The 23,092-nt window shown below is 60.5% G+C and carries 22 protein-coding genes; 18 read left to right on the top strand and 4 right to left on the bottom strand.

Annotated features, from left to right (window positions below):
* The 6 genes from bioB (at position 1) to nadC (ending at position 5,778) form a co-directional block, all read left to right on the top strand.
* On the top strand, positions 1–1,008 hold the full coding sequence (gene bioB, locus CRD20_RS01130) for a biotin synthase BioB (RefSeq protein WP_016422961.1): 1,008 nt from the start codon (positions 1–3) through the stop codon (positions 1,006–1,008).
* Positions 995–1,297 carry a hypothetical protein gene (locus CRD20_RS01125; RefSeq protein ID WP_016422960.1) on the top strand — a complete coding sequence of 101 codons (303 nt, stop codon included), beginning with the start codon at positions 995–997 and terminating at the stop codon, positions 1,295–1,297. Before bioB ends, CRD20_RS01125 begins: the two co-directional genes overlap by 14 nt.
* A 75-nt stretch (positions 1,298–1,372) precedes the next feature.
* The gene (locus tag CRD20_RS01120) at positions 1,373–1,951 is read left to right on the top strand and encodes a hypothetical protein (protein ID WP_069359173.1); all 579 of its coding nucleotides are present in this window, start codon (positions 1,373–1,375) and stop codon (positions 1,949–1,951) included.
* 292 nt (positions 1,952–2,243) lie between these two features.
* Complete coding sequence (gene nadA, locus CRD20_RS01115; protein ID WP_070605612.1) at positions 2,244–3,320, top strand: quinolinate synthase NadA; 1,077 nt, start codon at positions 2,244–2,246, stop codon at positions 3,318–3,320.
* A 10-nt stretch (positions 3,321–3,330) separates the two neighbouring features.
* Entirely contained in the window at positions 3,331–4,890 is a 1,560-nt protein-coding gene (gene nadB, locus CRD20_RS01110) for an L-aspartate oxidase (RefSeq protein WP_187404748.1), read from the top strand.
* Between the two features lie 6 nt (positions 4,891–4,896).
* Positions 4,897–5,778, top strand: a complete 882-nt coding sequence (gene nadC / locus CRD20_RS01105; RefSeq protein ID WP_049190033.1) for a carboxylating nicotinate-nucleotide diphosphorylase — start codon at positions 4,897–4,899, stop codon at positions 5,776–5,778.
* Positions 5,779–5,813: 35 nt separating this feature from the next.
* Here the strand turns inward: nadC and CRD20_RS01100 are convergent, their stop codons facing one another.
* The 3 genes from CRD20_RS01100 to CRD20_RS01090 are packed head-to-tail and all read right to left on the bottom strand — an operon-like array spanning position 5,814 to position 10,014.
* Entirely contained in the window at positions 5,814–6,389 is a 576-nt protein-coding gene (locus CRD20_RS01100) for a hypothetical protein (RefSeq protein WP_049170302.1), read from the bottom strand.
* A gap of 50 nt (positions 6,390–6,439) precedes the next feature.
* Complete coding sequence (locus tag CRD20_RS01095; protein ID WP_246819577.1) at positions 6,440–8,266, bottom strand: hypothetical protein; 1,827 nt, start codon at positions 8,264–8,266, stop codon at positions 6,440–6,442.
* Between the two features lie 41 nt (positions 8,267–8,307).
* Entirely contained in the window at positions 8,308–10,014 is a 1,707-nt protein-coding gene (locus CRD20_RS01090) for a hypothetical protein (protein WP_070642486.1), read from the bottom strand.
* 296 nt (positions 10,015–10,310) lie between these two features.
* Between CRD20_RS01090 and hisD the strand changes: the two genes are divergently transcribed.
* From hisD to CRD20_RS01070, 4 genes are all read left to right on the top strand, one after another.
* Positions 10,311–11,660 (top strand): histidinol dehydrogenase, encoded by a 1,350-nt coding sequence (gene hisD, locus CRD20_RS01085; RefSeq protein ID WP_070642490.1) that lies wholly within the window; start codon positions 10,311–10,313, stop codon positions 11,658–11,660.
* Positions 11,660–12,802 (top strand): histidinol-phosphate transaminase, encoded by a 1,143-nt coding sequence (locus tag CRD20_RS01080; protein WP_187404699.1) that lies wholly within the window; start codon positions 11,660–11,662, stop codon positions 12,800–12,802. The genes hisD and CRD20_RS01080 overlap by 1 nt, the downstream gene beginning before the upstream one ends.
* Before the next feature lie 45 nt (positions 12,803–12,847).
* The gene (gene hisB, locus CRD20_RS01075) at positions 12,848–13,486 is read left to right on the top strand and encodes an imidazoleglycerol-phosphate dehydratase HisB (protein WP_005510321.1); all 639 of its coding nucleotides are present in this window, start codon (positions 12,848–12,850) and stop codon (positions 13,484–13,486) included.
* Positions 13,487–13,770: 284 nt separating this feature from the next.
* Entirely contained in the window at positions 13,771–15,192 is a 1,422-nt protein-coding gene (locus tag CRD20_RS01070) for an MFS transporter (RefSeq protein WP_016422949.1), read from the top strand.
* Between the two features lie 105 nt (positions 15,193–15,297).
* On the opposite strand, the gene CRD20_RS01065 is transcribed toward CRD20_RS01070, so the two are convergent.
* Entirely contained in the window at positions 15,298–15,921 is a 624-nt protein-coding gene (locus tag CRD20_RS01065) for a low molecular weight phosphatase family protein (protein ID WP_016422948.1), read from the bottom strand.
* Between the two features lie 189 nt (positions 15,922–16,110).
* On the opposite strand from CRD20_RS01065, the gene hisH reads away from it, so the two are divergent.
* From hisH to trpC, 8 genes are all read left to right on the top strand, one after another.
* The gene (hisH, locus tag CRD20_RS01060; RefSeq protein ID WP_069359167.1) at positions 16,111–16,809 is read left to right on the top strand and encodes an imidazole glycerol phosphate synthase subunit HisH; all 699 of its coding nucleotides are present in this window, start codon (positions 16,111–16,113) and stop codon (positions 16,807–16,809) included.
* A 147-nt stretch (positions 16,810–16,956) separates the two neighbouring features.
* Positions 16,957–17,691, top strand: a complete 735-nt coding sequence (priA, locus tag CRD20_RS01055) for a bifunctional 1-(5-phosphoribosyl)-5-((5-phosphoribosylamino)methylideneamino)imidazole-4-carboxamide isomerase/phosphoribosylanthranilate isomerase PriA (protein WP_048734641.1) — start codon at positions 16,957–16,959, stop codon at positions 17,689–17,691.
* A 102-nt stretch (positions 17,692–17,793) separates the two neighbouring features.
* The gene (locus CRD20_RS01050; RefSeq protein WP_005510274.1) at positions 17,794–18,606 is read left to right on the top strand and encodes an inositol monophosphatase; all 813 of its coding nucleotides are present in this window, start codon (positions 17,794–17,796) and stop codon (positions 18,604–18,606) included.
* An 84-nt stretch (positions 18,607–18,690) separates the two neighbouring features.
* Positions 18,691–19,467 carry an imidazole glycerol phosphate synthase subunit HisF gene (gene hisF / locus CRD20_RS01045; RefSeq protein ID WP_187404698.1) on the top strand — a complete coding sequence of 259 codons (777 nt, stop codon included), beginning with the start codon at positions 18,691–18,693 and terminating at the stop codon, positions 19,465–19,467.
* On the top strand, positions 19,464–19,862 hold the full coding sequence (gene hisI, locus CRD20_RS01040; RefSeq protein ID WP_048734633.1) for a phosphoribosyl-AMP cyclohydrolase: 399 nt from the start codon (positions 19,464–19,466) through the stop codon (positions 19,860–19,862). The genes hisF and hisI overlap by 4 nt, the downstream gene beginning before the upstream one ends.
* A 111-nt stretch (positions 19,863–19,973) precedes the next feature.
* A complete protein-coding gene (locus CRD20_RS01035; RefSeq protein ID WP_187404697.1) occupies positions 19,974–21,518 on the top strand; it encodes an anthranilate synthase component I in 1,545 nt (514 codons plus the stop codon).
* A gap of 7 nt (positions 21,519–21,525) precedes the next feature.
* Positions 21,526–22,176: a TIGR02234 family membrane protein gene (locus CRD20_RS01030; protein ID WP_187404696.1), complete on the top strand. Its 651-nt coding sequence runs from the start codon at positions 21,526–21,528 to the stop codon at positions 22,174–22,176.
* 4 nt (positions 22,177–22,180) lie between these two features.
* Complete coding sequence (trpC, locus tag CRD20_RS01025; RefSeq protein WP_049170320.1) at positions 22,181–22,987, top strand: indole-3-glycerol phosphate synthase TrpC; 807 nt, start codon at positions 22,181–22,183, stop codon at positions 22,985–22,987.
* Positions 22,988–23,092 lie beyond the last annotated feature (105 nt).

Here is a 23,092-nt window from a genome sequence, read left to right as displayed (position 1 = left end):
ATGACTCAACAGCAGCAGGACATTTTGGAACTCGCCCGAGAAAAGGTGCTCGGCCGCGGTGAGGGGCTGAACTATGAGGAGACCCTGGCAGTTCTGAACCTCGATGACGACAGCATCGAGGATCTGCTGGCACTGGCTCATGAGGTGCGCTTGAAGTGGTGCGGCGAAGAGGTCGAGGTTGAAGGCATTATCTCGCTGAAGACTGGCGGCTGCCCAGAGGACTGCCACTTCTGTTCGCAGTCGGGTCTGTTCGAGTCTCCGGTGCGTTCGGCATGGCTGGATATCCCGGCACTGGTGGACGCCGCCAAGCAGACCGCAAAGTCGGGTGCGACTGAGTTCTGCATCGTTGCTGCAGTAAAGGGGCCGGACGAGCGACTGCTCAGCCAGATGGAACAGGCCGTCGCCGCCATTCAGGCAGAGGTGGACATTAATGTGGCCGCCTCTATGGGCATTCTGACGCAGGAGCAGGTAGATCGCCTGGCCAAGGCTGGTATTCACCGCTACAACCACAACCTCGAGACCGCCAAGAGCTACTTCCCGCAGGTCGTGACCACCCACACTTGGGAAGAGCGCCATGACACCCTGCGCATGGTTGGCGAAGCCGGTATGGAGGTCTGCTGCGGCGGCATCCTGGGTATGGGAGAGACCCTTGAGCAGCGTGCCGAGTTCGCTCAGGACCTGGCGGAGCTCAACCCGACCGAGGTGCCGATGAACTTCCTCGACCCGCGTCCGGGCACTCCGTTCGCCGGTCGCGAGCCGATGCCAGCCAAGGACGCACTGCGCGCCATTGGTGCCTTCCGTCTGGCACTGCCGAAGACCATCCTGCGTTTTGCTGGCGGTCGTGAGCTCACCCTGGGCGACCTGGGCGCAGAAAAGGGGCTGCTCGGCGGTATCAACGCTGTCATTGTCGGTAATTACCTGACCACTCTGGGCCGTCCGGCGGAGCAGGATCTGGACATGCTTGGCAAGGTACGACTCCCAATTAAGGCCCTCAATGCAACTGTCTAAGCCTCGGACATCTAGCCCGCGCTCGCCGCGGAGTAAGAAAGTCGACTCCACGGAGCTGCTCCAGGCCATGGTGCTGGGAGATGAGCCCAAGTTCGATCCTTTTACCGGCGCCGACCTCGAAGCTGGTGAAGTGCGCGAACGCTCCTATGGTGCAAAAGCTGGACTGGAGGCGCCTCGGTTCTGCCAGCTCTGTGGGCGCCGGATGGTGGTGCAGGTGCGTCCGGACGGCTGGACTGCAAAGTGCTCGCGCCACGGCGAAGTGGACTCCGTTATGTTGGAGCAGCGATAAAAGGCGCTGGTTGTGCTAGTGCGCCATTCGGGCACGCTAGTACCGGATGTGCGCCGTGAGGTAAGTTAGTCAACTATGACTATGAAAAATACCCGAGTCCCACACGTTGAAAAGCAGAGCGTGGCAATGGCCTCGGGTATTGTTCTCTTCTCCGTCGTAACGGGAACGATAGCTGGAGTGGCCTGGGCATTCCTGCGCCCCAAGCAGCAAGTGCAAATGCTCCCGGATAACCAACTAGCGATTATTCAGGAAACTGTTGACGCTGGTTTTATTGGGCTGCTCTGGTTTGTTGCTGTCACTGCCATCAGCGGCCTGGTGCTGGGAATTACTACGTTCCGAAATCGTGCCATCACGACCCCTGTGCAGATGCTCACAGCAATTGGCTGGGCGGGTTTCTCCGCGTTGATGAGCGCAGCAGTGACGTACCTCGTCGGTCAGTCGGTTGCGGCATTGCTCCAGCCGGATCTGGCGGGAATGCAGCCGGGCGATAAGTTCTCGGTGATTCCGGACTTCAAGACCTATGTAGCGCTGCTGGTCGCGCCACTGGTTGCCATGCTCGCACTGTGGTCCCGGGTGTTGTTCCAAACGGACTTCACGGAAGGCAACGAGAGCGCTGCAGACAATGCTACGGGCGCGGATTCGGTCACTAAGTGAGACAGTGAGGTTCTGCGCGGGAGCCGTCGTAAAGCACTATTTCCTACTGAACAGGGGTAGTTATTGGGAAATAGGCTTATACAAGCCTTACAATTTTGGGAAATAGGTTCGTCTTCGATGTCAGTATTCGCCCCGATTTAGGGGCTTTTTCGATATTGTGTGGCGAGCTTAGGTCTCTTGCACTTGCCCGTTTGAGTCCGCTGCGAATGCCTCCGGGGACCGTTGCCGGTAACGGTGACGGCGTTTTCTCCGGTCGTAGCCACAGCCCATTGAAGTAAGGACGTAGTTTTCCGTGAATACCAGCCTTGCGGCCAATGCTTCCAGCCTGCCGCGCCTTGAATCGGATCTGTACGAATCGGTAGTCGATAAAGATGGCCGCTACGGTGGCGTAGTTGCAGATGAGCGCTGGGCCCAGGAGATTAAGCGCCTCGCCCGCGAACGCAATGCCGTAATTCTTGCGCACAACTACCAGCTGCCGGAGATTCAGGATATTGCCGATTACACAGGCGACTCCCTCGGACTTTCCCGCATCGCTGCGGAAACCGATGCTGACGTCATCGTCTTCTGTGGTGTTCACTTCATGGCGGAAACCGCCAAAATTCTGAGCCCAGAGAAGACCGTCCTTATTCCGGACGAGCGCGCCGGCTGCTCCCTGGCGGACTCCATCACCGCAGATGAACTGGCCGAGTGGAAGGCAGAGAATCCCGGCGCACTGGTAGTCAGCTACGTCAACACCACGGCAGACGTAAAGGCTCTGACCGACATCTGCTGTACTTCCTCCAACGCCGTCGACGTGGTCAAGTCCATCCCGGAAGACCAGGAGATCCTGTTCAACCCGGATCAGTTCCTCGGCGCACACGTCCGCCGTGAGACCGGCCGCGACAACATCAAGGTATGGGCTGGTGAGTGCCATGTCCACGCCAACATCAACGGTGAGGAACTCGCGCACCGCGCGGAAGAGAACGCCGATTCGCAGCTGTTCATTCACCCGGAGTGCGGTTGCGCGAACTCTGCGATTTACCTCGCAGGTGAAGGCACCATCGAGCCCGAGCGCGTGCAGATGCTCTCCACCGGCGAGATGCTGACCGAGGCGCAGAAGCTGAAGGAGAACAAGCCCAACGGCAAGGTGCTCGTGGCCACTGAGGTGGGCATGCTCCACCAGCTGCGCAAGGCCGCACCGGATGTCGACTTTGAGCCGGTCAACGACCGCGCTTCCTGCTCGTACATGAAGCTCATCACTCCGGCGGCTCTGCTGCGCTGCCTCGTTGAGGGCACTGATGAAGTCGATGTCGAGCCGGATGTCGCCGACAAGGCGCGCGCTTCGGTCGAGCGCATGATCGCCATCGGTAACCCAGGCGGAGGCGAGTAACACGTTTGGTCTGCGCCCATCATTCGACAGTTGGACACTGACGTGTGACTTCCTCGTCATCGGCGGGGGAGTCGCAGGGCTCAGTGCTGCGCGTCGGGCTCTTGAGCTCGGCCTCGACGTGTTGGTTATCGACAGCGTCGAGTGGCGCGTCGGTGCCCGCAAACAGCTGCGTTTCGCCGATGCTGCCACGAATCTCGCCCAGGGCGGGCTCGCGGTCGTCGGGCTTGACGACGACCCCAGCGGCCATGTGGCCAACGGGTTCGACGACACCACTGATTCCCATATCGCGGATACTCTCGATGCCGGTGCCGGACACTGCGATGAAGAGGCTGTGGCTTCCATCATCCGCGCCGGCGCTGCGGCGACCGAGTGGCTGATTGGGCTAGGCGCCACATTCGACCCGGCGCCGGATAACCCGGCCGTATATTCCCGCACCAAAGAGGGCGGACACCACGCGCGGCGCATCATTCATGCCGGTGGTGATGCCACTGGTGCTGAAATCGAGCGCGCTCTAGAGGCCTCAGTCACCGGCGTGCGAGTACTGCAAAACGCTACAGCGCGCCAGCTCATCGCTGGCAAAGGCGGCCGCGTGCTGGGGGCGCTGGTAGCGGATCCCCGTGGTGGCGGCGCTATTCGCGCAGGCGCCACTCTGCTGGCTACCGGTGGCGTGGGCCATATTTACCGTGCGACCACGGCCCCCTCGGGCGCCCGCGGCGAGGCTATCGGCATGGCCTCCGATGCTGGCGCGGAGATTCGGGACATGGAGTTTATCCAGTTCCACCCGACGGTGCTCTATGACGAGCGCTCGGCATCAGATGGCACCGGCCGACGCCATCTCATCAGCGAGGCGGTCCGTGGTGAAGGAGCCATTCTCGTCGACTCCCGGGGCAACAGTGTGACCGCCGGCGTTGACCCTCGCGGGGACCTGGCTCCGCGCGATATCGTCTCGCGCGCCATCGCGACCCGCATGCGCGAGCTCGGCGAGGACCACGTCTTCCTCGACGCACGTCACATCGACAACTTCGCCGCCCGCTTTCCGACGATTACAGCGGGCCTGACCGCAGCGGAGATTGATCCGACCAAGGACCTCATTCCCGTGGCACCGGCGGTCCACTACACCTGTGGTGGCATTGCCGTCGACCCATTCGGTGCAACTAGCGTGCCGGGTCTCTTTGCGGCCGGCGAATGCTCCGCGACGGGACTTCACGGTGCCAACAGGTTGGCTTCCAATTCGTTGCTGGAGGGACTGGTCGTCGGCAAGCGGGTGGCCGAAAAAGTCGCTGAAACACACGCTGTGCCGGTCGGGGACGAGGAATTCGCAGCGGCCGTTGAAAGCCTGCCGCAGCTACGGCCAGAACTGGAGCCGCGTCAGCTTTTCCGGTTGCAGACGGCGATGCAGGAAGGCGCTGGTGTAACGCGCAATGAGCAGAGTTTGCGGCAGACGTTGGCGGTTATCGATCGGCTCCCGCAATCGGTTCAGGTCGTAGCCGCAAGGAAAGTCGTCGAAGCGGCATTGGCACGACCATATACTTTGGGGTGCCACACTTGGTTTGAAAAGGACAGGGATTAGCTAGCCATGACTCTTGAGAAGGACACTCTGCGCGGGGTGCTGAACGAAAACATCACCCGTGGCCTCATTCGGACGGCACTACAGGAAGACATGAGCTTCGGGCCGGATGTCACCTCGCTGTCGACAGTCTCGGCATCTGCGCAGGCACGCGCCCGCCTGGTGGCCCGGCAAGAGGGCGTTATCGCGGCAATCGATGCGGTGGAGTGGACGCTGCAGGAGGTCATCTCGGGTGAGTTCACCGTCGAAAAGCACGTTGAAGATGGCACCCTGGTGCGTCCTGGCACAGTGCTCGCAACGATTTCTGCGCCGACTCGGGGGTTGCTGACTGCTGAGCGGACAATGCTGAATATCCTCACGCACGCCAGTGGTGTAGCTACTGCGACGCGCCAGTGGGCCGACGCGATTGTTGGCACCGGTGCGCGGGTGCGCGATTCCCGAAAGACGCTGCCGGGGCTGCGCAACCTGGAAAAGTATGCTGTGACCTGCGGCGGCGGAATTAACCACCGCTACGCTTTGGGCGATGAAGCACTGATTAAGGACAATCACGTGGTGGCTGTCGGTTCCGTGTCCGGTGCGTTGAAGAGGGTGCGGGATCAGTACCCGGAGCTGCCGTGTGAGGTGGAAGTCGATACCCTCGCACAGCTCGATGAGATCCTGCCGATGAAGCCGGATATTGTCATGCTGGACAACTTCGAGGTCTGGGAGACCCAGATTGCGGTGCAGCGCCGCTCGCAGATTTCTCCGGCCACGCAGCTTGAGTCCTCTGGTGGACTGACCATCGATGTGGCTCGTGAGTACGCGTCCTGTGGTGTCGATTACCTGGCTGTGGGCGCGCTAACCCATTCGGCCAAGGTGTTCGATGTCGGACTCGACTTCGACGAGCAGTAGCTGAATCAGCCCCCGGTATCGCTTCGCAGCTTCGCCTACAAGCGACGGGCGATTTCTGCGCCAATCTCGCTTAGTGCCGACCCCCAGCGCTCCCGCGATTGCTCATCACAGGTTTCCTGTGCGCGGTAAAGCGCCTTCTCCGCAGCAGCGACATCGCCCAAATGCAGGTGGCACTGTGCAATTTGTGCAAGCAGAGGCACGGCCTGGATATTGAGCTTGTCGGACTGGAAAAGTCCCGCCGCCAACTCCAGGTGATCAATGGCGCGCCCCTGATGTCCTCGACGAATCTCTGCCTGGCCGTTCAAGGTGTGCCACATCGCCCAGCGCAAGTGGCGCGGAGGGGTGTCCGCGGTCGGCTCGAAGCCGTCTTTCTCCAGGTTATCCAGCAAATCCAACCAGTCCGCGGCCTTGTCCATCAGCTTTGGTGCAGAGCCACGGATGGGGCGCCCCAGACTGTCGGTCTGCGGGGCATCAGCCTTGTCGCCGAGCTCCTCGAACCCCTGCATCAGAGTTAGGGCTGCTTCCCAGAGGTTGTTTTCCTCAGCCAATGCAGTGGCGGCGTCGAAAAGCTGCTGCGGGCTAGAAGTCGCGGAATCACCAGAAGTAGTCATGACCTAACACTCTACTTTGTGCCACCGCCAGCACTGAAGTGGGCGGGGCGCTAGTATTCGTCGTCAAGCGACTGAATGATGATGACGTCAAGGGCATCGAGAACAGGATGGCCTTCCCACACGTCGCGGGGCAGAAGCTCTTCGACGCGCCGGGCGTAGGCGGCGGCACCGTCGGAATCACCCGCGTCGAGACGGTATCGAACCCCCGCCAGCAGCGCGCGGGCGGCTTCCTCGCCATCGCCGGACTGCAGGTAGCCCTTCGCGGCGGCTTCCACATGGTTGATGGCCAAAGTGTCGCGGCCAGCGGAGTAGAAGACGTAGGCGGCATCGTCGTGCCAGTCGGCGAGTGACCAGTCGTCGGAGATGAGCTTCTGAGAACGCAGCAGCAGGTCCTCAGCCTCGTTGAGCGTGTGGTCAATGGCGGCGGAAGCGTCCTCGGAGACGATCTCGGCGGTGAATTCGGAGCCCTCTTCGGAAATGACCAGGTCAATGACATGAATGATGGAACGCGCAGCCTGGCGGTAGGCCTTGGCAGCACCCTTGGTATCGCCGTTGCGTTCAAGGTGCTCGCCGTGTTCGATGAGCAGCTTTGCCGCCTGGCGGGGATTATTGCCGAGACCCGCGGCTGTGGAGGCAATAGAAAATGCCGCGTCGGTGCGTTCTTCATCGGCGGTAAAAGCTGACCAGTGCGCAACTGGTTCGGCAAAGCGCAGCGCCTCGTCAACCTCGTCGGCGTCGAGGAGGCTGCGGGCCAAAACGAGCTGGATATCCATGGTGATGGGGTTAACCGGCATGCCCTCGGCGCTGGCGAGCGCGCGGCGGGCAATTTCGGCGGATTCCGCGAAATCGCCGTGGGCGTTGAGAAGCGCACAGAGCAGACGCACGCTGCGAAGCACCGCGACCGTGAGTCCTGCATCGAGACCAGCTTGCACGATTGGGCGTAGCTGGCGGATTGCCTCCGCTTCCTCACCAGCTTCCAGAGAGAGGAAAGCCAGGAATTGGCGTGCTTCAATCGTCGTGGTGACGGGTTCCGACTGAGGGGCTGCCGCGACGCTGGCTGCGATGCGGGCGGCCCTGCGCAGCTCACCACGGCTGTGTGCGAGCTGCGCCTCCAACAGCTTGCGGTCGTCGAAACTGCTTCGCTTTGGTGCCCAGCGTGCGGACCATTCAGAGAGTTGACCGGCGATTTCCGCCCGGCGCGCCAGCGATGCTGCGGCGCCGGCAACAGCCGCGCTGACCAGGTAGTAATAGGCCTCGCCGGGCTGTGGAGTGGTGGCGACGATGTCCTTAGTAAGACTGATCAGCTCGGGGATTTCGGAGTCCTCGGGGCGCCGGCCGGTGATGGCATCACCTGGGTTGGCGTCGATGAAGGCCTCTGCCTCGGCGAATGCTCCGTAGGAGCGTGCGTGCAAGATCGCGGGGCGGATGTTGGCCTCAGTTGCCCAGCGCAGCCACTCGGCGCGTGCAGCAGCGGCTTCTTCTACTAATTCCAGTTGGTCGGCGACTGCGTGCCTGAGTGCGTGGAATTCGCCAACGACATCGGGGGAGTTGGTAGGCGCGTCGGCCAACCAGTGCGTGTGGGCGAATTTGGTGACAGCGCGCCAACTGGTGACGTGGTCGAGCGTGGCACCGGCCTTGCGGGAATTAACCAGCAACTCCGGGAGAGAGTCCGGTAATGCCTTTAGCGGATTGGGCAGGGGAGGAAAGTCCAGGGGTTCGGACGAGTTCTCCGTTGCTGATGCGTTTTCTGAATTCCCTGACGCGTAGTCGGCAGCGATGCCGGCATCCCAATCGCCAACTTGAATTCCAGACTCAGAGTTTTCTTCTTCCCACCAGACCATTGGACTATCTTCGCCCGTGGCATCGGGAAGATGCAAAAACTGCCTTGTTTTTCAGACCTGTGCAGTCGGGTGCGCTGTTAATCCGGGTTTGAAAAGCTACGCATTAGTCCACGAACTTCATCGCGCACTGGGTGATCCGGGCCGACTAGGTCGCCGATGCGAACCGCGAACCGGCGGGCGCGATCCTCATTGTTATCACTAGCAGCAGCACGCACCGCGATAGTCAGTGTGCGGGCGGCGTCGGCAGGGGCGTGGGCTTCTAAGAAAAGCTCGGCAGCTTCGTCGGCGTACTTGTACACGCCGTCGTTGTCCCACACAGACCAGCACAGCAGTGCCTGCGCTTCGTGCCACTTGGCCGATTCCCAGGATCCAACCACGTAGCCGCGTGAGCGTTCCATCAGGTGGTCGGTCAGCTCACTTGTGGCGCCCACGTTACTGAGCGATAGTGCGGCATCCATCAGAGTTTCCGCAGGCGAAATCGGGGACGAGTATCCGGCACGAATATCGGCCAGTGCGTCGAAGAGTACTGCGGCATGCTCAGTATTGCCCTCTTGGACTGCCGATTCCGCCGCAATGGCACAGGAAAAATCAGTACGTGCGGAATCCTGGGTAGGCTCAGACCACTTTGCAACCGACTCCGCTTCCTGGCCGGCATGGTGGAAATCTCCGAGCTCGTACAGTGCCGTTGCCTTCAGCAGCGCGATTTCCATGGTGACTTCACAGTTGGGGTAGTCTGCCGACACATCCTGGGCGCGCTGAGTTAGCTTCAGCATCTCCCCGGCATCGGGCTTGTTGTGTGCCACCTCGAAGTTGATGTCTGCCATCTCACGAACCGCGAGAATATAGTCAGTGTCCAGTCTGTGCTGGTCCGCGACTGCCACGTTGTTTGACAGCATTCGGAACGCGGTATCGCTATTACCTGTCTCTATCGAGTACCGTGCCAAATTCTGCCTCAGCTCAAGGCCCGCGATTACGGAGCGGTTACCGATTGCATTGAGCTGTGAGGCGCAAAGTCGCGCTGCGTCGACGACTTTCCCGGCTCGGTGCAGCAGTGATGCCTCCGTCAGAGTCTTCGCCAGCGCAATCGACTCAAACTTATCCTCATTTGGCAGTGCACGAATCATCTCGTGCAGCTCCCGTGCCAAGTCCTCGCGGTTGACCTTTCGCAGGGCGCTTGCAATCCGAATCAGCGCGTCAGTCAGTGCCGCCCGCTTCTTCCACTGGCGTGGGCTAAACGGCTCCTCCGCTTCTTCGCTTGCCGACGATTCCTGCGGCCGCGGCCCATCCGCATCCGTGGTCACCGCGCTGTGACTGCTGGTTGGGGCATCCAGATCGTCGGCAAGCACGAGTGCCCGGTACGAGGTGATCTCCCTGCTCATGCGTGCGATGAGTGGGATTTCGGTCTCTGCGGCAGCAGAGGTGGGGCCATCGGCGATAAAGGTGGTGTAGCGGCGGGCTTCATCCGCCGCTAGCCGTGCCCGGGCGCGCCAGTACTCCGGGACGTTGTCGTTATCGGATGCCCATACCATCCAGTTCAGGGCGGCATCGTGCGCAGCCGTCATCATGCCGAGCGATTCGGTGACCTCGCGGACTATGCGGTAAAACGCGCCGACGTGTTCGGTAACGCCGTGGGCTTCCGGGTCAGAAAAGAGCTGTGGGTTGTAGAAATGATGCGCGAAAACTGATTCCAGTTGGCGCGTGGCCAGGGAATTGTCGGCTGCGGTCGCGTCTGCATAGGCTGCGACGAGCTCCGGCAAATCCGGGCTGTTTCCTTCCTGGTTCAACAGCTGACCTTTCTACGACTGGTTACTACTTTCCTTAACACTGTAATGGGGCACTGTGGCGGAGCTAACTTGCGCCACAGTATGAGGGGTTAAATGGGGCAATCGGTATGAACCTAACGTGAGAAAGATATGCTTAGTTCATACTCAAGGGTGCCTTTAAGGGCGAATAGTAGCGAAAACCGTGGATAAAGTCTTTGGCTTTGACCCAGATTTTCAATACTTTGTTGTCATTTCTTTGTCACTCTGAAGTGCTCACGTATGAATCCATCGTGCGAATAGGCGGTTACTAATTAATTATGTTGTCCACTATTGATCTTCGCGGTCAGACTCCCACCACCGCCACTCTGCGTCGAGTGTTGCCGCGTGGTGCGGCAGACGTTGATTCGATGATTCCCACGGTCAAGCCCGTTGTCGATGACGTGGCAGTCCGTGGTGTGGAAGCGGCGATGGAGTACTCCGAGAAGTTTGACCGTATTCGTCCGGCATCCATGCGCGTTCCAGCGGAGGTTATCGATGCCGCGGAAGCTGCGCTGGAAGACGATGTCCGCTCTGCTCTGCAGGAGTCCATCGGGCGCGTGCGCGCGTTCCACGCTGCTCAGAAGCCGAATGATAAGACTGTTGAAATTCTGCCCGGCGGCATTGTCCGCGAGAAGTGGATTCCGGTTTCGCGCGTCGGTCTTTACGTCCCCGGGGGCAACGCCGTCTACCCGTCGTCTGTATTGATGAACGTCATCCCAGCTCAGGAAGCTGGTGTGGAGTCCCTCGTCGTCGCCTCTCCGCCGCAGGCCGACAACGACGGCTGGCCGCACCCGACCATCCTGGCTGCCTGCAAGCTGCTTGGCGTGACCGAGGTGTGGGCCGTCGGTGGTGCACAGGCCGTCGCACTGCTCGCATACGGCGATGAAAACGAGAGCCTCGAGCCGGTCGACATGGTCACCGGTCCGGGCAACATCTTCGTTACCGCCGCCAAACGCCTGTGCCGCTCGGTCGTCGGTATCGACGCCGAAGCTGGCCCGACCGAAATTGCCATTCTCGCAGATAACACCGCTGATCCTGTCTCCGTCGCCTACGACCTGATTTCCCAGGCTGAGCACGACGTCATGGCCGCCAGCGTGCTTATCACCGACGACGCCGATTTCGCCGCCACCGTCGACCGCGAGGTCGAAAACCGGTACGAGGTCACCATGAACGCCGACCGCGTTCGTGAGGCGCTGACCGGCGATCAGTCTGGCATCGTGCTTGTCGACGACATGAATATTGGCATCCAGGTTGCAGATGCTTACGCCACTGAGCACCTGGAGATCCACACCGAAAACGCGCAGGCCGATGCCGAACGCATTACCAATGCCGGTGCAATCTTCATCGGTCGCTTCTCGCCGGTGCCGCTGGGCGATTACTCGGCTGGCTCTAACCATGTGTTGCCGACCTCCGGCACCGCCCGCCACGCCTCGGGCCTGTCAACGCACACCTTCCTGAAGTCGGTCCACATGATTGACTACAACGAGGCCGCGTTGAAGGAAGTTGCCGACAGCGTAGTAGTCCTGGCCAACGAAGAACGACTGCCAGCGCACGGCGAGGCCATCCGTGCCCGCTTTGAGACGCTTCTCGGCTCTGAGATCAATGGCGCAGAAAAGGGGAACAACTAATGAGCAACCAGCCTGAGAATCAGCCACAGCCGTCAGTAGCCAAGTTGGCGCTGGCAGATTTGCCACTGCGCGACGAACTGCGCGGCGAGGAAGCCTACGGTGCCCCGCAGCTCGACGTCGATGTTCGCCTGAACACCAACGAAAACCCGTACCCGCCATCCGATGACCTCATCGCCGACCTGGTGGCGCAACTGGAGAAGGTCGCCTCTGACCTCAACCGCTACCCGGACCGTGACGCAGTAGCACTGCGCAGCGCACTCGCCGACTGTGTCACCCGCCAGACCGGCGTGGACATCACCGTCGACCAGGTATGGGCCGCCAACGGCTCCAATGAGATTCTCCAGCAGCTGCTGCAGGCATTTGGCGGGCCGGGGCGCAGCGCAATGGGCTTTGTGCCCAGCTACTCGATGCACCCGATCCTCTCGTCCGGCACGCAGACGGAGTTCATCGGCATCGACCGCGACCCGGAGACCTTCGACATCGACATGGATAGTGCGCTCGCGGCCATTGCCGAGCACCGTCCTGACGTCATCTTCATCACGACTCCGAACAACCCGACTGGCAACCTGACCACGCTCGCTGACCTGCGCCGCATTATTGAAGCCGCGCCGGGCATCGTCATTGTCGATGAGGCCTACGCCGAGTTCACTGAGGAGCCGTCGGCGACAACGCTGCTGGCTGAGTTCCCGTCGAAGCTGGTTGTCTCCCGCACGATGAGCAAGGCTTTCGACTTCGCCGGAGGCCGCCTCGGCTACTTCGTTGCTAACCCGGCATTTATTGATGCTGTGATGCTCGTACGTCTGCCATACCACCTGTCGACGTTGACGCAGGCCGCTGCCACGGTTGCACTTCGCCACTCGGATGCGACGCTGTCGACCGTCGCAAAGCTTGCCGACGAGCGTGATCGCGTCGTAGCCGCCCTGAACAGCTATGGCTACGACGTGATTGACTCGTACTCCAACTTCGTATTCTTCGGTCGTTTCGCCGATGCCGCGACGGCATGGCAGAGCTTCTTGGATGAGGGAGTACTCATCCGCGATGTTGGCGTGCCCGGTCGTCTCCGTGCCACTATTGGTCTGCCCAGCGAAAATGATGCGCTGCTGGCGGCGGCCAAGAAATTGGCAGCGACCGCGCTGGCTTAAGCGAAATGCTGCCGGTACATCCCACTACAAGGAGAGATCTGACTTATGCACTTCAGTGATAAGGACCATCTGGAGGCAGAGCGCACTGAGCGCGTTGGCCGTGTCGAGCGCGCCACCCGCGAATCGAGCATCGTCTGCTCGGTGAATCTCGATGGCACCGGCAAGACCGATATTTCGACCGGTCTGCCGTTCTTCGACCACATGTTGACCGCTTTCGGCTCCCACGGCAGCTTCGACCTGACTGTGCACGCCAACGGCGACACCGAGGTCGATGCGCACCACACGGTGGAGGATACCGGCATTGTGATGGGGCAGGCCTTCGCCCAGGCGTTGGGGGACAAGTCTGGTATTCGTCGCTTTGGTGACTGCTATATCCCGATGGATGAAACGCTGGCACACGCAGTGGTTGATGTGTCTGGTCGCCCGTACTTCGTTGGCACTGGCGAACCAGAGCAGATGTTGACTGCCGTCATTGGTGGTCACTACGCAACGGTTATCAATGAGCATTTCTTTGAGTCCTTCGCCCTAAATGCCCGTATTGCGCTGCATGTTCGCTGTCTCTACGGGCGCGATCCGCACCACATCACCGAGGCTGAGTACAAGGCTGTGGCCCGTGCCCTGCGTGCTGCCGTCGAGGACGACCCGCGCGTCCACGGTGTGCCGTCGACCAAGGGCACTCTGTAGGTCGCAGCTGTAGTAGACGGCCGCTGTAGGAAACCGGAAAATCCGCCTTAGCTGGCATTTTAGGGGAATCGATGGTAACAACGTCTGTAGACGTGCTTTTAGCGCAGGTGTCTACCGCATCGACGCTGAGCACTTATTTTTTGTTCATTGTCGCTGGTCTGCTGGTGGGCGGAACATGGTCACTCTATAAATCCGGATCGAGGGTCGGAACAATTGTCCTTGGTCTCTTATCTGTGATCGCGCTCGCCGGCGCAATTTTGTGGTTGATAGGAGTGATGGAGTAAATGGCGTCCCGGGTGATGGACCGCAGGCAGTTGGACGAACTGGACAGCATGTGGAAAGCGCCCGGACTAGTACCTACGCTAGTCGCCGTGATGGCCGCCTTCGGTGGCTGGTCACTCCTCATGCCTGTCATTCCGCAGGCAATTCTTGACGATGGCGGTGGAACCTCGCTCGCCGGTGCCTACACCGGTGTTTTTATGGCCGCTACCGTTCTCACACAGACGCAGACTCCACGTATGTGTCGCCGTCTTGGCTACGGCATGACCATGCTGATTTCAGGTCTGTTTCTGGGCTTGCCGACGATTCTGCACATCTTTGGCACCGATGCTGCTTTGGTGCTCATCATTGCGGTTCTCCGCGGTATGGGCTTCGGTGCGTTGACTGTCGCCGAGTCCGCATTGATTGCCGAGCTAGTGCCAATGAAATTTCTGGGTAAGGCCTCTGGCGTTCTCGGTGTGGCAGTTGGTTTATCTGAGCTCATTTTCTTGCCACTAGGACTAATCATTGCGGACAAGACGGGTTCTTACACCCCTGTTTATGTCTTGGGCGCCGTCATCTCGCTTGTCGGTTCGTTGATGGCACTCTTTATCCCGAAGATTAAGCCAGCGCCGAAGGAGGGCAAGGGCGGCAAGGAAGACGTCGGCGATCCTGTGCCCGGATCTGCAGCAACTCAGCCGAGCCCCGTTGAGCACGTTGCCACATGGAAGCTGGTGGCCATTCCCGCGCTCGCAATTTGCACGATTGCGATGGGCTTTGGTGGTATTTCCGCATTCCTTGCCCCGGCAGCTCGCGAAATCGATCTGGTCTCCGGTGCGGTTGTGGCTGGCCTGTCGCTGTCTGTTCTCGGTGGCGCGCAGATGGTGTTCCGTTATTTCGCAGGAATCTACGCCGACCGGAAGTCGGAGGCTGGAATTCTGCTGATTCCGGCATTGATCAGTGGTTTTATTGGTCTGCTGATGATGTCCGGCGTGGTTCTCTTTGATTTGTCGGCCTGGCTGCTGCTGGTTGCGGCCGTTTTCTACGGCGCGGGCTTCGGCATAGTGCAAAATGAGGCTCTGCTGCTGATGTTTGCCCGCCTGCCGCGTGACCGTACTGCTGAGGCCAGTGCCTTCTGGAACATGTCCTTTGACTCGGGCACTGGTATCGGCTCGTTCGTTCTGGGAGCCGTAGCCGCGGCTGCACTCCGTCCGTACCCGGCTGTCTTTGCCTTTGCGGCAGCTCTGCTGGCAGTTGGCCTCATTGGTGCGGTGCTCGACCGAATCATCGGAAAGCACCGCGTGGCGGAGTACCAGAACACCCGCGCTACGCTGCGTCGTCTGGGGGATGCCGTGAAGCGTCGTACGCCGGAGGCCGCTGTGCGTGTTGCCCGCCCGGCAAAGAATGCAGTGACGCGTTTGACGGTTCGGGACCGCAAGAAGAAGTAACTACATACAAAGAGACGTTTGAAAAAGAGTGGCTGCGCAAGTTCTTGCGCAGCCACTCTTTTGGTTATTAGATGCAACCCCCGGTGTGGGGTCAGCCGTGCCTGTTTATGCGACGGCGACGTCCATCTCGGTGAAGAGAGCCCGCAGGCGGGTTTCGATATCGTCGATAAGCGACTGCAGCTCATCGTCTGTGAGACTGTCCGGATCTGCGACATCCCATTCCACGTAGCGGTCGCCGGGGACTGCTGGTGTCTCGTCGATGCCCATGAGCACGACAACATCGGCGCGGTGGGAAACGCGGGGAGTAATCGCCTTTTGGGTGAGGCGTGAGGTGTCCACGCCACGGTCGTGAAGAGCCGCGACGACGCGAGGGTTCAGGCCATCCTCTGGATTGAGGCCGATAGTGCGGATAAAGACTTCGTCACCAACCAGGTGGTAGGCCAGGGCAGTGGCAATCTGGCTACGGCCGGAACCGCGACTATCGGCAAAGAGAATCTCTTGGCGCGGGGCGAAGTCCTTGCATCCGCTCGCGGCCTTGATGCGTTCGGTGGCCTCGCGTTCGGCGAGGACGGGGAGGAAGTTAGTCACCTTCGCAGAGTTGGACAGCTCTGCAATGACATCGTCGAGGATGGAATCGATGGTCGCAGCATCGCAGGCTGCACCGTAGAGCCGGTGAAGGTCCTCGCGGACAATGGCAAATGATTTACTAAGAACGGATGCGGTAGTCATGGCGTCGGAGCCTCTCTGTGAAAAAGTAATCAGGGGTTTTAGGGATAAATCAATAACTTAGTTAACCTGTTGTTAACCTTGAGTTTACCAAAGTATTCGGTAGTTGTATACCAGTGCTTCTGCCTATCCAGGCAGTTTTCTTGGGGTAAGTGGCAAACATCGATTCCCAGCGCCTTAAAATGTCCAACTATGGAACAAGTCTCACCTTCGACGAAGACCCCGACCGTTGCCATCCTTGATTACGGCTCCGGTAATTTGCGTTCAGCTGAGCGCGCTGTGGCCACCACGGGTGCCGAGGTTATTGTGACCGCCGATCCGAAGACCGTGATGGAGGCCGATGGTCTGCTCGTTCCCGGCGTCGGCGCCTATGCCGCATGCATGGAGGGTTTGCATCGAGTACAAGGGCCGCGCCTGATCGGCTCTCGACTCGCAGGTGGTCGACCAGTGATGGGAATCTGCGTCGGTATGCAGGTGCTCTTTGACCGCGGCGTCGAGTACGCCGACGGCATCCACGCAGCGGAGACCGACGCATCCGCAGCTGTCACCGGCACCCCGGGTTGTGGTGAATGGCCCGGTACTGTCGAGCGTCTCGAGGCGTCGATTCTGCCGCACATGGGCTGGAACACGGTTGAAGTACCGGAAGGCTCAAAGATGTTTAAGGGACTGGAAGATCAGCGTTTTTACTTCGTCCACTCCTACGGTGTGCGCAAGTGGGACCTTGATACGGATTCTCGCATCGCTCCGCCGCTGGTGACGTGGTCTGCCCACGAATCCGATCGGTTTATCGCAGCCGTGGAAAACGGTCCGCTGTGGGCCACGCAGTTCCACCCTGAGAAGTCTGGTGAAGCAGGGTTGAAGCTGCTGCAGAACTGGGTGGACACGCTGTAGTTGCCCAATCGGTAGTATCTGCCCTAACCGCACTACCTGGTAGGTGGCGGAATTTCGCCACCTAGACCACCTATACTGAGATAACTAGCAACAAGCGTCGTGGTGACTATGGCCACAACGCCCAAAGTCGAAGAGAGTAGAGCCCCCATGAGTTTGACCCTGCTGCCCGCTGTAGACGTAGCCGATGGCCAGGCTGTGCGCCTTGTTCAGGGTGCTGCTGGAACCGAGACTTCCTACGGTGCACCGCTGGAAGCTGCCATGAATTGGCAGAACGCAGGCGCTGAGTGGATCCACCTGGTCGATCTCGACGCCGCGTTCGGTCGCGGTTCGAACTACGACCTGCTTGCCGACGTGGTGGGCAAGCTCGACGTGAAGGTGGAGCTCTCCGGCGGTATCCGTGACAACGCTTCGCTCGAGGCTGCGCTGGCCACCGGTTGTGCCCGCGTCAATATTGGCACCGCCGCACTGGAGAACCCGGAGTGGTGCCGCGAGGTTATCGCCAACTACGGCGACCGCGTGGCCATTGGCCTGGATGTTCTTAACGAAGATGGTCAGTGGCGCCTGCGCGGTCGCGGCTGGGTCTCCGACGGCGGTGACCTCTGGGAGGTGCTGGAGCGCCTGGATGCTCAGGGTGCATCCCGTTTCGTGGTGACTGACGTCTCCAAGGACGGCACCCTGCAGGGGCCGAATGTGGAACTGCTGCGCGAGGTCGCCGCTGCTACCGATGCTCCAATCGTCGCTTCCGGCGGTGTCAGCAGCCTGGACGACATCGCAGCTATTGCCACACTGGTCGATGAGGGCGTTGACTCCGCAATTGTGGGTAAGGCGCTCTACGCAGGGCGTTTCACCCTGGAAGAGGCCCTGGCAGTAGCTCGCGGCTAAAGAGAACACTTTCGTGGCCGGGCCGGGGAGACGTCGTCAAGCGAAAGCGTTAACGAGCAAACGGCACCCCGGCTGAGACGGCGGATGAAGGACTTAGAAAGTATGGATGCCCTGGAACCGCGGGCGATGCTCGCTATTGCTGAAGCGGCGCTCGATGAGGTTGAAGGCCTGTTCACTCAGCAGGTGGGCGCGGACCCGGTTGTCATGAAGCCGCGCGGAGATTTCGCGACGGAGACCGACCTGGAAATTGAGCGTCGTCTGCGCCAGCTCCTCACGCAGTATTCCGGCCTGCCCGTCTACGGCGAGGAATTCGGTGGCAAAGTTCCCGAGGAGCATACCGCCTGGGTCATCGATCCGATCGATGGCACGACGAACTATTCCAACGGCTTTCCGCTGTGTGCCATGCTGCTCACGCTCATGCATGAGGGGGAGCCGGTGGTTGGAATTACCTCCATGCCTCTGCTGCGCCGTCGTATCACCGCAGCTAAAGGTGGCGGAACGTTCGTCAACGGCCGTCGCGTCAACATCGATGCCGAGGCCGGTCGCCCGGTTTCGATTGCCTTCGGGTCCGTCATCGCGAGTACCGACGGCACACTCCCGCGCAAGTGGCGTCAACTGCTGCTGTCAAAGGTGGGCGAACGCTATCCGACGATTCGAATTACTGGCTCTGTCGGCGTGGACTTGGGCTCCACCGCGATGGGGGCATTCGGTGGCACGGTGACTTTCTCACCGCATGTGTGGGATAACGCAGCTGGTGTACTGCAGATATCCGAAGCTGGTGGCGTGGTCACAGACTTGGCGGGCAATCCCTGGCGGCATGATTCCGTAGGCGTGCTGGCGGGAACTCGCGATGTTCATGCCACGCTGCGGTCGATTATTGACCAACTGGGTCGTCCGGAGACTTTCCGGAGCTAAACCGTGGGCGACGCCCCTGAGCTGGGTGGTTGCGCAAACCGTCGAGCCACAACTTTGAGCTAACACGAGGAGAACTTAAAAACTATGTCTCTGGCAGTACGCGTGATTCCTTGCCTGGATGTCAACCATGGGCGGGTCGTCAAGGGGGTTAACTTTGAGAATCTCCGCGATGCCGGCGATCCGGTGGAGCTGGCTCGCCGCTATGGCGAGGAGGGCGCTGATGAGCTGACCTTCCTGGATGTCACGGCTTCCAAGGATGGCCGTGGCACCATGCTCGACGTGGTGCGCCGCACCGCAAGTGAGGTCTTCATTCCGCTGACGGTCGGCGGTGGCGTGCGCAGCGTCGAGGATGTCGATCAGCTGCTCCGCGCCGGAGCTGACAAGGTCAGTGTCAATACCGCTGCGATCGCACGTCCAGAACTGCTCAGCGAGCTGTCGCGTCGCTTCGGTGCGCAGTGTATCGTCCTGTCGGTGGATGCCCGCCGCGTTCCCGAGGGAGGCACGCCGCAGCCGTCGGGCTTCGAGGTGACGACGCACGGTGGTTCACGCTCGGCCGGGATTGACGCCGTCGAGTGGGCACGCCGTGGAGAGGAGCTCGGGGTCGGCGAGATTCTGCTGAACTCCATGGACGGCGACGGCACCAAGGACGGCTTCGACTTGGAGCTGCTGGAAAAAGTCCGCGCTGCCGTCGACGTCCCGGTGATTGCCTCTGGCGGTGCGGGCAAGGCAGAGCACTTCCCGCCAGCAGTGCACGCCGGTGCCAACGCGGTGTTGGCCGCATCCATTTTCCACTTCGGCGAGGTCAGCATTGCTGAGGTTAAGGAAGAGATGGACCGCGAGGGAATCGAGGTACGCCAGTGACTGGTCTAGCCCCGGGCGCTGCAGCTCACGGCGCCGGAGACGATCCGCGTGAGTACACGCTCCCAGCAGATATCGCGAACATCGCCAAGTTCAACGCTGACGGCTTGATTCCGGCCATTGTGCAGGAAGAATCCACTGGTCGCGTGCTCATGATGGCGTGGATGGATTCCCACGCACTGGCATATACCATCGCTACCAAGCGCGGCACTTACTGGTCACGGTCCCGGTCGGAGTACTGGATTAAGGGGCTTACTAGTGGCCATTTCCAGACCGTGACATCACTGGCGTTGGACTGTGATGGCGATACCGTGCTGATGCAGGTAGTGCAGGACGGCGCGGCATGCCACACTGGCTCGCACAGCTGCTTTGACGTGCATCCCGTGTTCGAGGGCTAATCAGTCGATCCGGGTTGCCGAGGTGGGGAATTCGTCGTCAAGCGCGACTACCTCCGGTGAAGTCCGGGGTTAAGTGATGTGCAATCCGGGGTGCGTGGCACAATAGCGGCTATGACTCGTATCACCATGACCACGCGTGAGCGCTTTCGTGAACTGGCTGCACACCATCGGGTCGTGCCCGTGGTTCGCAAGGTTTTGGCGGACGGCGAAACGGCGCTGTCGGCCTACCGCAAGCTCGCGGCCGATCGTCCCGGCACTTTCTTGCTGGAGTCCTCCGATGTGGGGCAGTCGTGGTCGCGCTGGTCGTTTATCGGTTGCGGCAGTCGTGCTGCGCTGACGGTGGATGATGCGGGGGAGGCAACCTGGATTGGTAATGCGCCGTCGGGTGCGCCAGAGGGCGGAAATCCGTTGGATGCTCTGCGTCGCACGCTGGAGCTGCTGCACACGGAGCTTCCACTTGCCGACGACGCTTCGGTGCCCAAGCTCACCTCTGGTCTGGTTGGCTACTTCGGGCATGACATTGTCCGCTACATCGAGCCACACCTGCCGGATACCACTGACAATGATTTGCAGATTCCGGAGCTCATGCAGCTGCTGGTGGAGGATCTGGCTGCTTTTGACCACCACGAGGGCGTGCTGTGGCTGATTTCCAATGCTGTCAACTGGGACGGCTCGGATGAGCGGATTGACCAGGCGTATGACACCGCCTGTGACCGTGTCAATGCGATGGTGGAGCGGTTGTCAGAGCCTTCTGATCTGCGTCCGGCGGAAGTTAGCTTCCCAGAGCCGGTAATTCGCCGCCAGCGCGCCGCCGAGGACCACATGGATCGTATTGAGCGCTGCAAGGATCACATCCGCGCCGGTGATGCGTTCCAGATTGTGCTCTCGCAGCGGTTCGAAATGGACACGCAGGCCTCCGCTTTTGATATCTATCGCATCCTGCGGGTTTCCAATCCGTCGCCCTACATGTTCCTGGTCAACGTTCCAACCAAGGACTTCTCCGCTACCGCTTTTCAAATTGTCGGTTCCTCCCCGGAATCACTCGTGGCAGTTCAGGGCAGTGAGGTCATCACCAATCCCATCGCGGGCACACGTCCGCGCGGTGCCACGGTGGAACAGGACAATGCGCTGGAAGCTGATTTGCTGGCAGACGAGAAGGAAAATAGTGAGCATCTGATGCTCGTTGATCTTGGCCGCAATGACCTCGGACGTGTCTGCCGCCCAGGCAGTGTTGTTGTGCACGACTTCCGTCATATTGAGCGCTACAGTCACGTTATGCATCTGGTCTCTACGGTCACCGGCGAGCTTTCCAGCGACGCCACTGCCGTCGACGCGTTCGCGGCCACCTTCCCAGCGGGAACGCTGTCGGGTGCGCCGAAGCCTTCCGCGCTGAGCATTATCGACAAGTTCGAAGACACGCGTCGGGGTGTTTACGGCGGCACTGTTGGATACTTTGACTTCCGGGGCAATACCGATCAGGCAATTGCCATCCGCACAGGTGTGAAGAAGGGCGATACGGTCTATGTTCAGGCTGGCGGCGGAATTGTCAGTGACTCTGACCCGGTGGCAGAGGATGAGGAGACCCGCAACAAGGCCGCGGCCGTGCTGCGAGCTGTCGCGGCAGCTGAGACACTAGTCCCAGCGGAAAGGAGCTAGGTTTTCGATGAAGTCGACAACGATGCTCTCCGGTGGCCTCATTGGTGTGGCCGCAGCGGGAATGTGGTTGTGCAGCCGTAGTGCGTGGCTGACGGTCGATACTGTTGATGACAAGTCCGGTCCGGCGACCACAGATTTGGTGGGCGCCGTCTGGGCTCCAGAGTTGACGTCGATTGCGCTGGCAATGGTAGCTGCACTGTTTGCCACCACCATTTTGGGCTCACTGGGGCGCCGGGTTGTCGGTGGTCTCGCGGCGCTGCTCGCAATTGCGGCGTCGTGGACTCCGATGACTCTGCTTGCCAGCGGAGAAGACGGTGTGGACTCCCAGCGGGCACTGGATTTGTTGACGTCGGGAAGCGCCTCACAACGCGCCAGTGATGCGGTGACTGTGGCAGACTGGGCGCAGATCTCAGCGATTGAAGTGCATGCGATGGGGCCATCCCTGGCCTTGCTGTGCTGCGCATTGGCGCTGGTCGGGGCGGTATTGTTGGTGCGTCGACCGGGTACTGTGAAGAAGCAGAAGTCCAGCGCGTATGAGACCCCGGAGGTACGCCGTCAGCGTATCGCTGAGGATCTGGAGGAAGACCCGCAGTCGGGTCGAGTTCTGTGGGATGCTTTGGATGCCGGTGTAGATCCTACGGATCTGGATAAGGAGTAAGGCCGTGGCTAACGTTCTGGACAAGATTATTGAGGGCGTGCGGGAAGATCTCGCTGCTCGGGAAGCCAAGATTTCCTACGGTGAAATCAAGGAGCTCTCGCTGAAGGCGCCGTCGCCAATTGATGCCGTGGCGGCACTGGCTAAGCCCGGGGTGCAGGTGATTGCAGAGGTCAAGCGTGCCTCTCCGTCGAAGGGAGAGCTGGCTGACATCCCTTCGCCGGAGGTCTTGGCCGCAGAGTACGAGCAGGGTGGCGCGGCTGTCATTTCCTGTCTGACTGAGGAGCGCCGCTTCCGCGGTTCGCTTGCCGACCTCGATGCCGTGCGCCGCGCGGTGAACATTCCAGTGCTGCGCAAGGACTTCATCGTCACTCCGTACCAGGTCCATGAGGCCCGCGCACACGGTGCCGACCTGGTGCTGCTGATGTGCTCCGCTTTGGATCAGCCGACGCTGGAATCCCTGCTGGATCGCACCGAGTCGCTCGGTATGAATGCTCTGGTCGAGGCGCACACCGCAGAAGAGGTTGAGCGTGCCGAGGCCGCTGGTGCCAAGATCCTCGGCATCAACGCCCGCAATCTAAAGACCCTTGACGTGGACCTTTCCGTGTACGAACGCCTTGCGCCGATGCTGCCGGATCATGTTGTGAAGGTGGCGGAGTCCGGAGTTAAGGGGCCGGAGGAACTGCGCTACTACGCCTCCCACGGTGCCGACGCGGTGCTGGTGGGCGAGGGCCTGGTTACTGCGGGCAAGCCGGGTGAGGCTTGCCGACGTCTCGTTGCCGCCGGTGTCCACCCGACACTCCGCAGCGAGTAGTGATAGACCGCAGTTGCGATAAGCAGCTGTACCGCGCTGCGATCTGCGCCTAGTTTGGTTGCGTGTCGCACCTGTTGTGCTGGCACGCCACAGTTTCTTAGGCCT

Origin of the sequence: Corynebacterium sp. LK33 (assembly GCF_014334955.1) — a bacterium.
Lineage (GTDB): Bacteria > Actinomycetota > Actinomycetes > Mycobacteriales > Mycobacteriaceae > Corynebacterium > Corynebacterium jeikeium_D.
Note: the sequence above shows the minus strand (reverse complement) of the source record. Positions and strands in the feature narration are given on the sequence as shown.

Excerpts from the sequence above, each read along its gene's own strand:
- CRD20_RS01070 (WP_016422949.1), top strand. The coding sequence starts at position 13,771 with ATGGCGTCCCGGGTGATGGACCGCAGGCAGTTGGACGAACTGGACAGC.
- hisF (WP_187404698.1), top strand. The coding sequence starts at position 18,691 with ATGTCTCTGGCAGTACGCGTGATTCCTTGCCTGGATGTCAACCATGGG.
- priA (WP_048734641.1), top strand. The coding sequence starts at position 16,957 with ATGAGTTTGACCCTGCTGCCCGCTGTAGACGTAGCCGATGGCCAGGCT.
- CRD20_RS01035 (WP_187404697.1), top strand. The coding sequence starts at position 19,974 with ATGACTCGTATCACCATGACCACGCGTGAGCGCTTTCGTGAACTGGCT.
- CRD20_RS01030 (WP_187404696.1), top strand. The coding sequence starts at position 21,526 with ATGAAGTCGACAACGATGCTCTCCGGTGGCCTCATTGGTGTGGCCGCA.
- CRD20_RS01125 (WP_016422960.1), top strand. The coding sequence starts at position 995 with ATGCAACTGTCTAAGCCTCGGACATCTAGCCCGCGCTCGCCGCGGAGT.
- CRD20_RS01050 (WP_005510274.1), top strand. The coding sequence starts at position 17,794 with ATGGATGCCCTGGAACCGCGGGCGATGCTCGCTATTGCTGAAGCGGCG.
- CRD20_RS01080 (WP_187404699.1), top strand. The coding sequence starts at position 11,660 with ATGAGCAACCAGCCTGAGAATCAGCCACAGCCGTCAGTAGCCAAGTTG.
- hisD (WP_070642490.1), top strand. The coding sequence starts at position 10,311 with ATGTTGTCCACTATTGATCTTCGCGGTCAGACTCCCACCACCGCCACT.
- CRD20_RS01065 (WP_016422948.1), bottom strand. The coding sequence starts at position 15,921 with ATGACTACCGCATCCGTTCTTAGTAAATCATTTGCCATTGTCCGCGAG.
- CRD20_RS01120 (WP_069359173.1), top strand. The coding sequence starts at position 1,373 with ATGACTATGAAAAATACCCGAGTCCCACACGTTGAAAAGCAGAGCGTG.
- hisH (WP_069359167.1), top strand. The coding sequence starts at position 16,111 with ATGGAACAAGTCTCACCTTCGACGAAGACCCCGACCGTTGCCATCCTT.
- hisB (WP_005510321.1), top strand. The coding sequence starts at position 12,848 with ATGCACTTCAGTGATAAGGACCATCTGGAGGCAGAGCGCACTGAGCGC.
- nadC (WP_049190033.1), top strand. The coding sequence starts at position 4,897 with ATGACTCTTGAGAAGGACACTCTGCGCGGGGTGCTGAACGAAAACATC.
- CRD20_RS01100 (WP_049170302.1), bottom strand. The coding sequence starts at position 6,389 with ATGACTACTTCTGGTGATTCCGCGACTTCTAGCCCGCAGCAGCTTTTC.
- bioB (WP_016422961.1), top strand. The coding sequence starts at position 1 with ATGACTCAACAGCAGCAGGACATTTTGGAACTCGCCCGAGAAAAGGTG.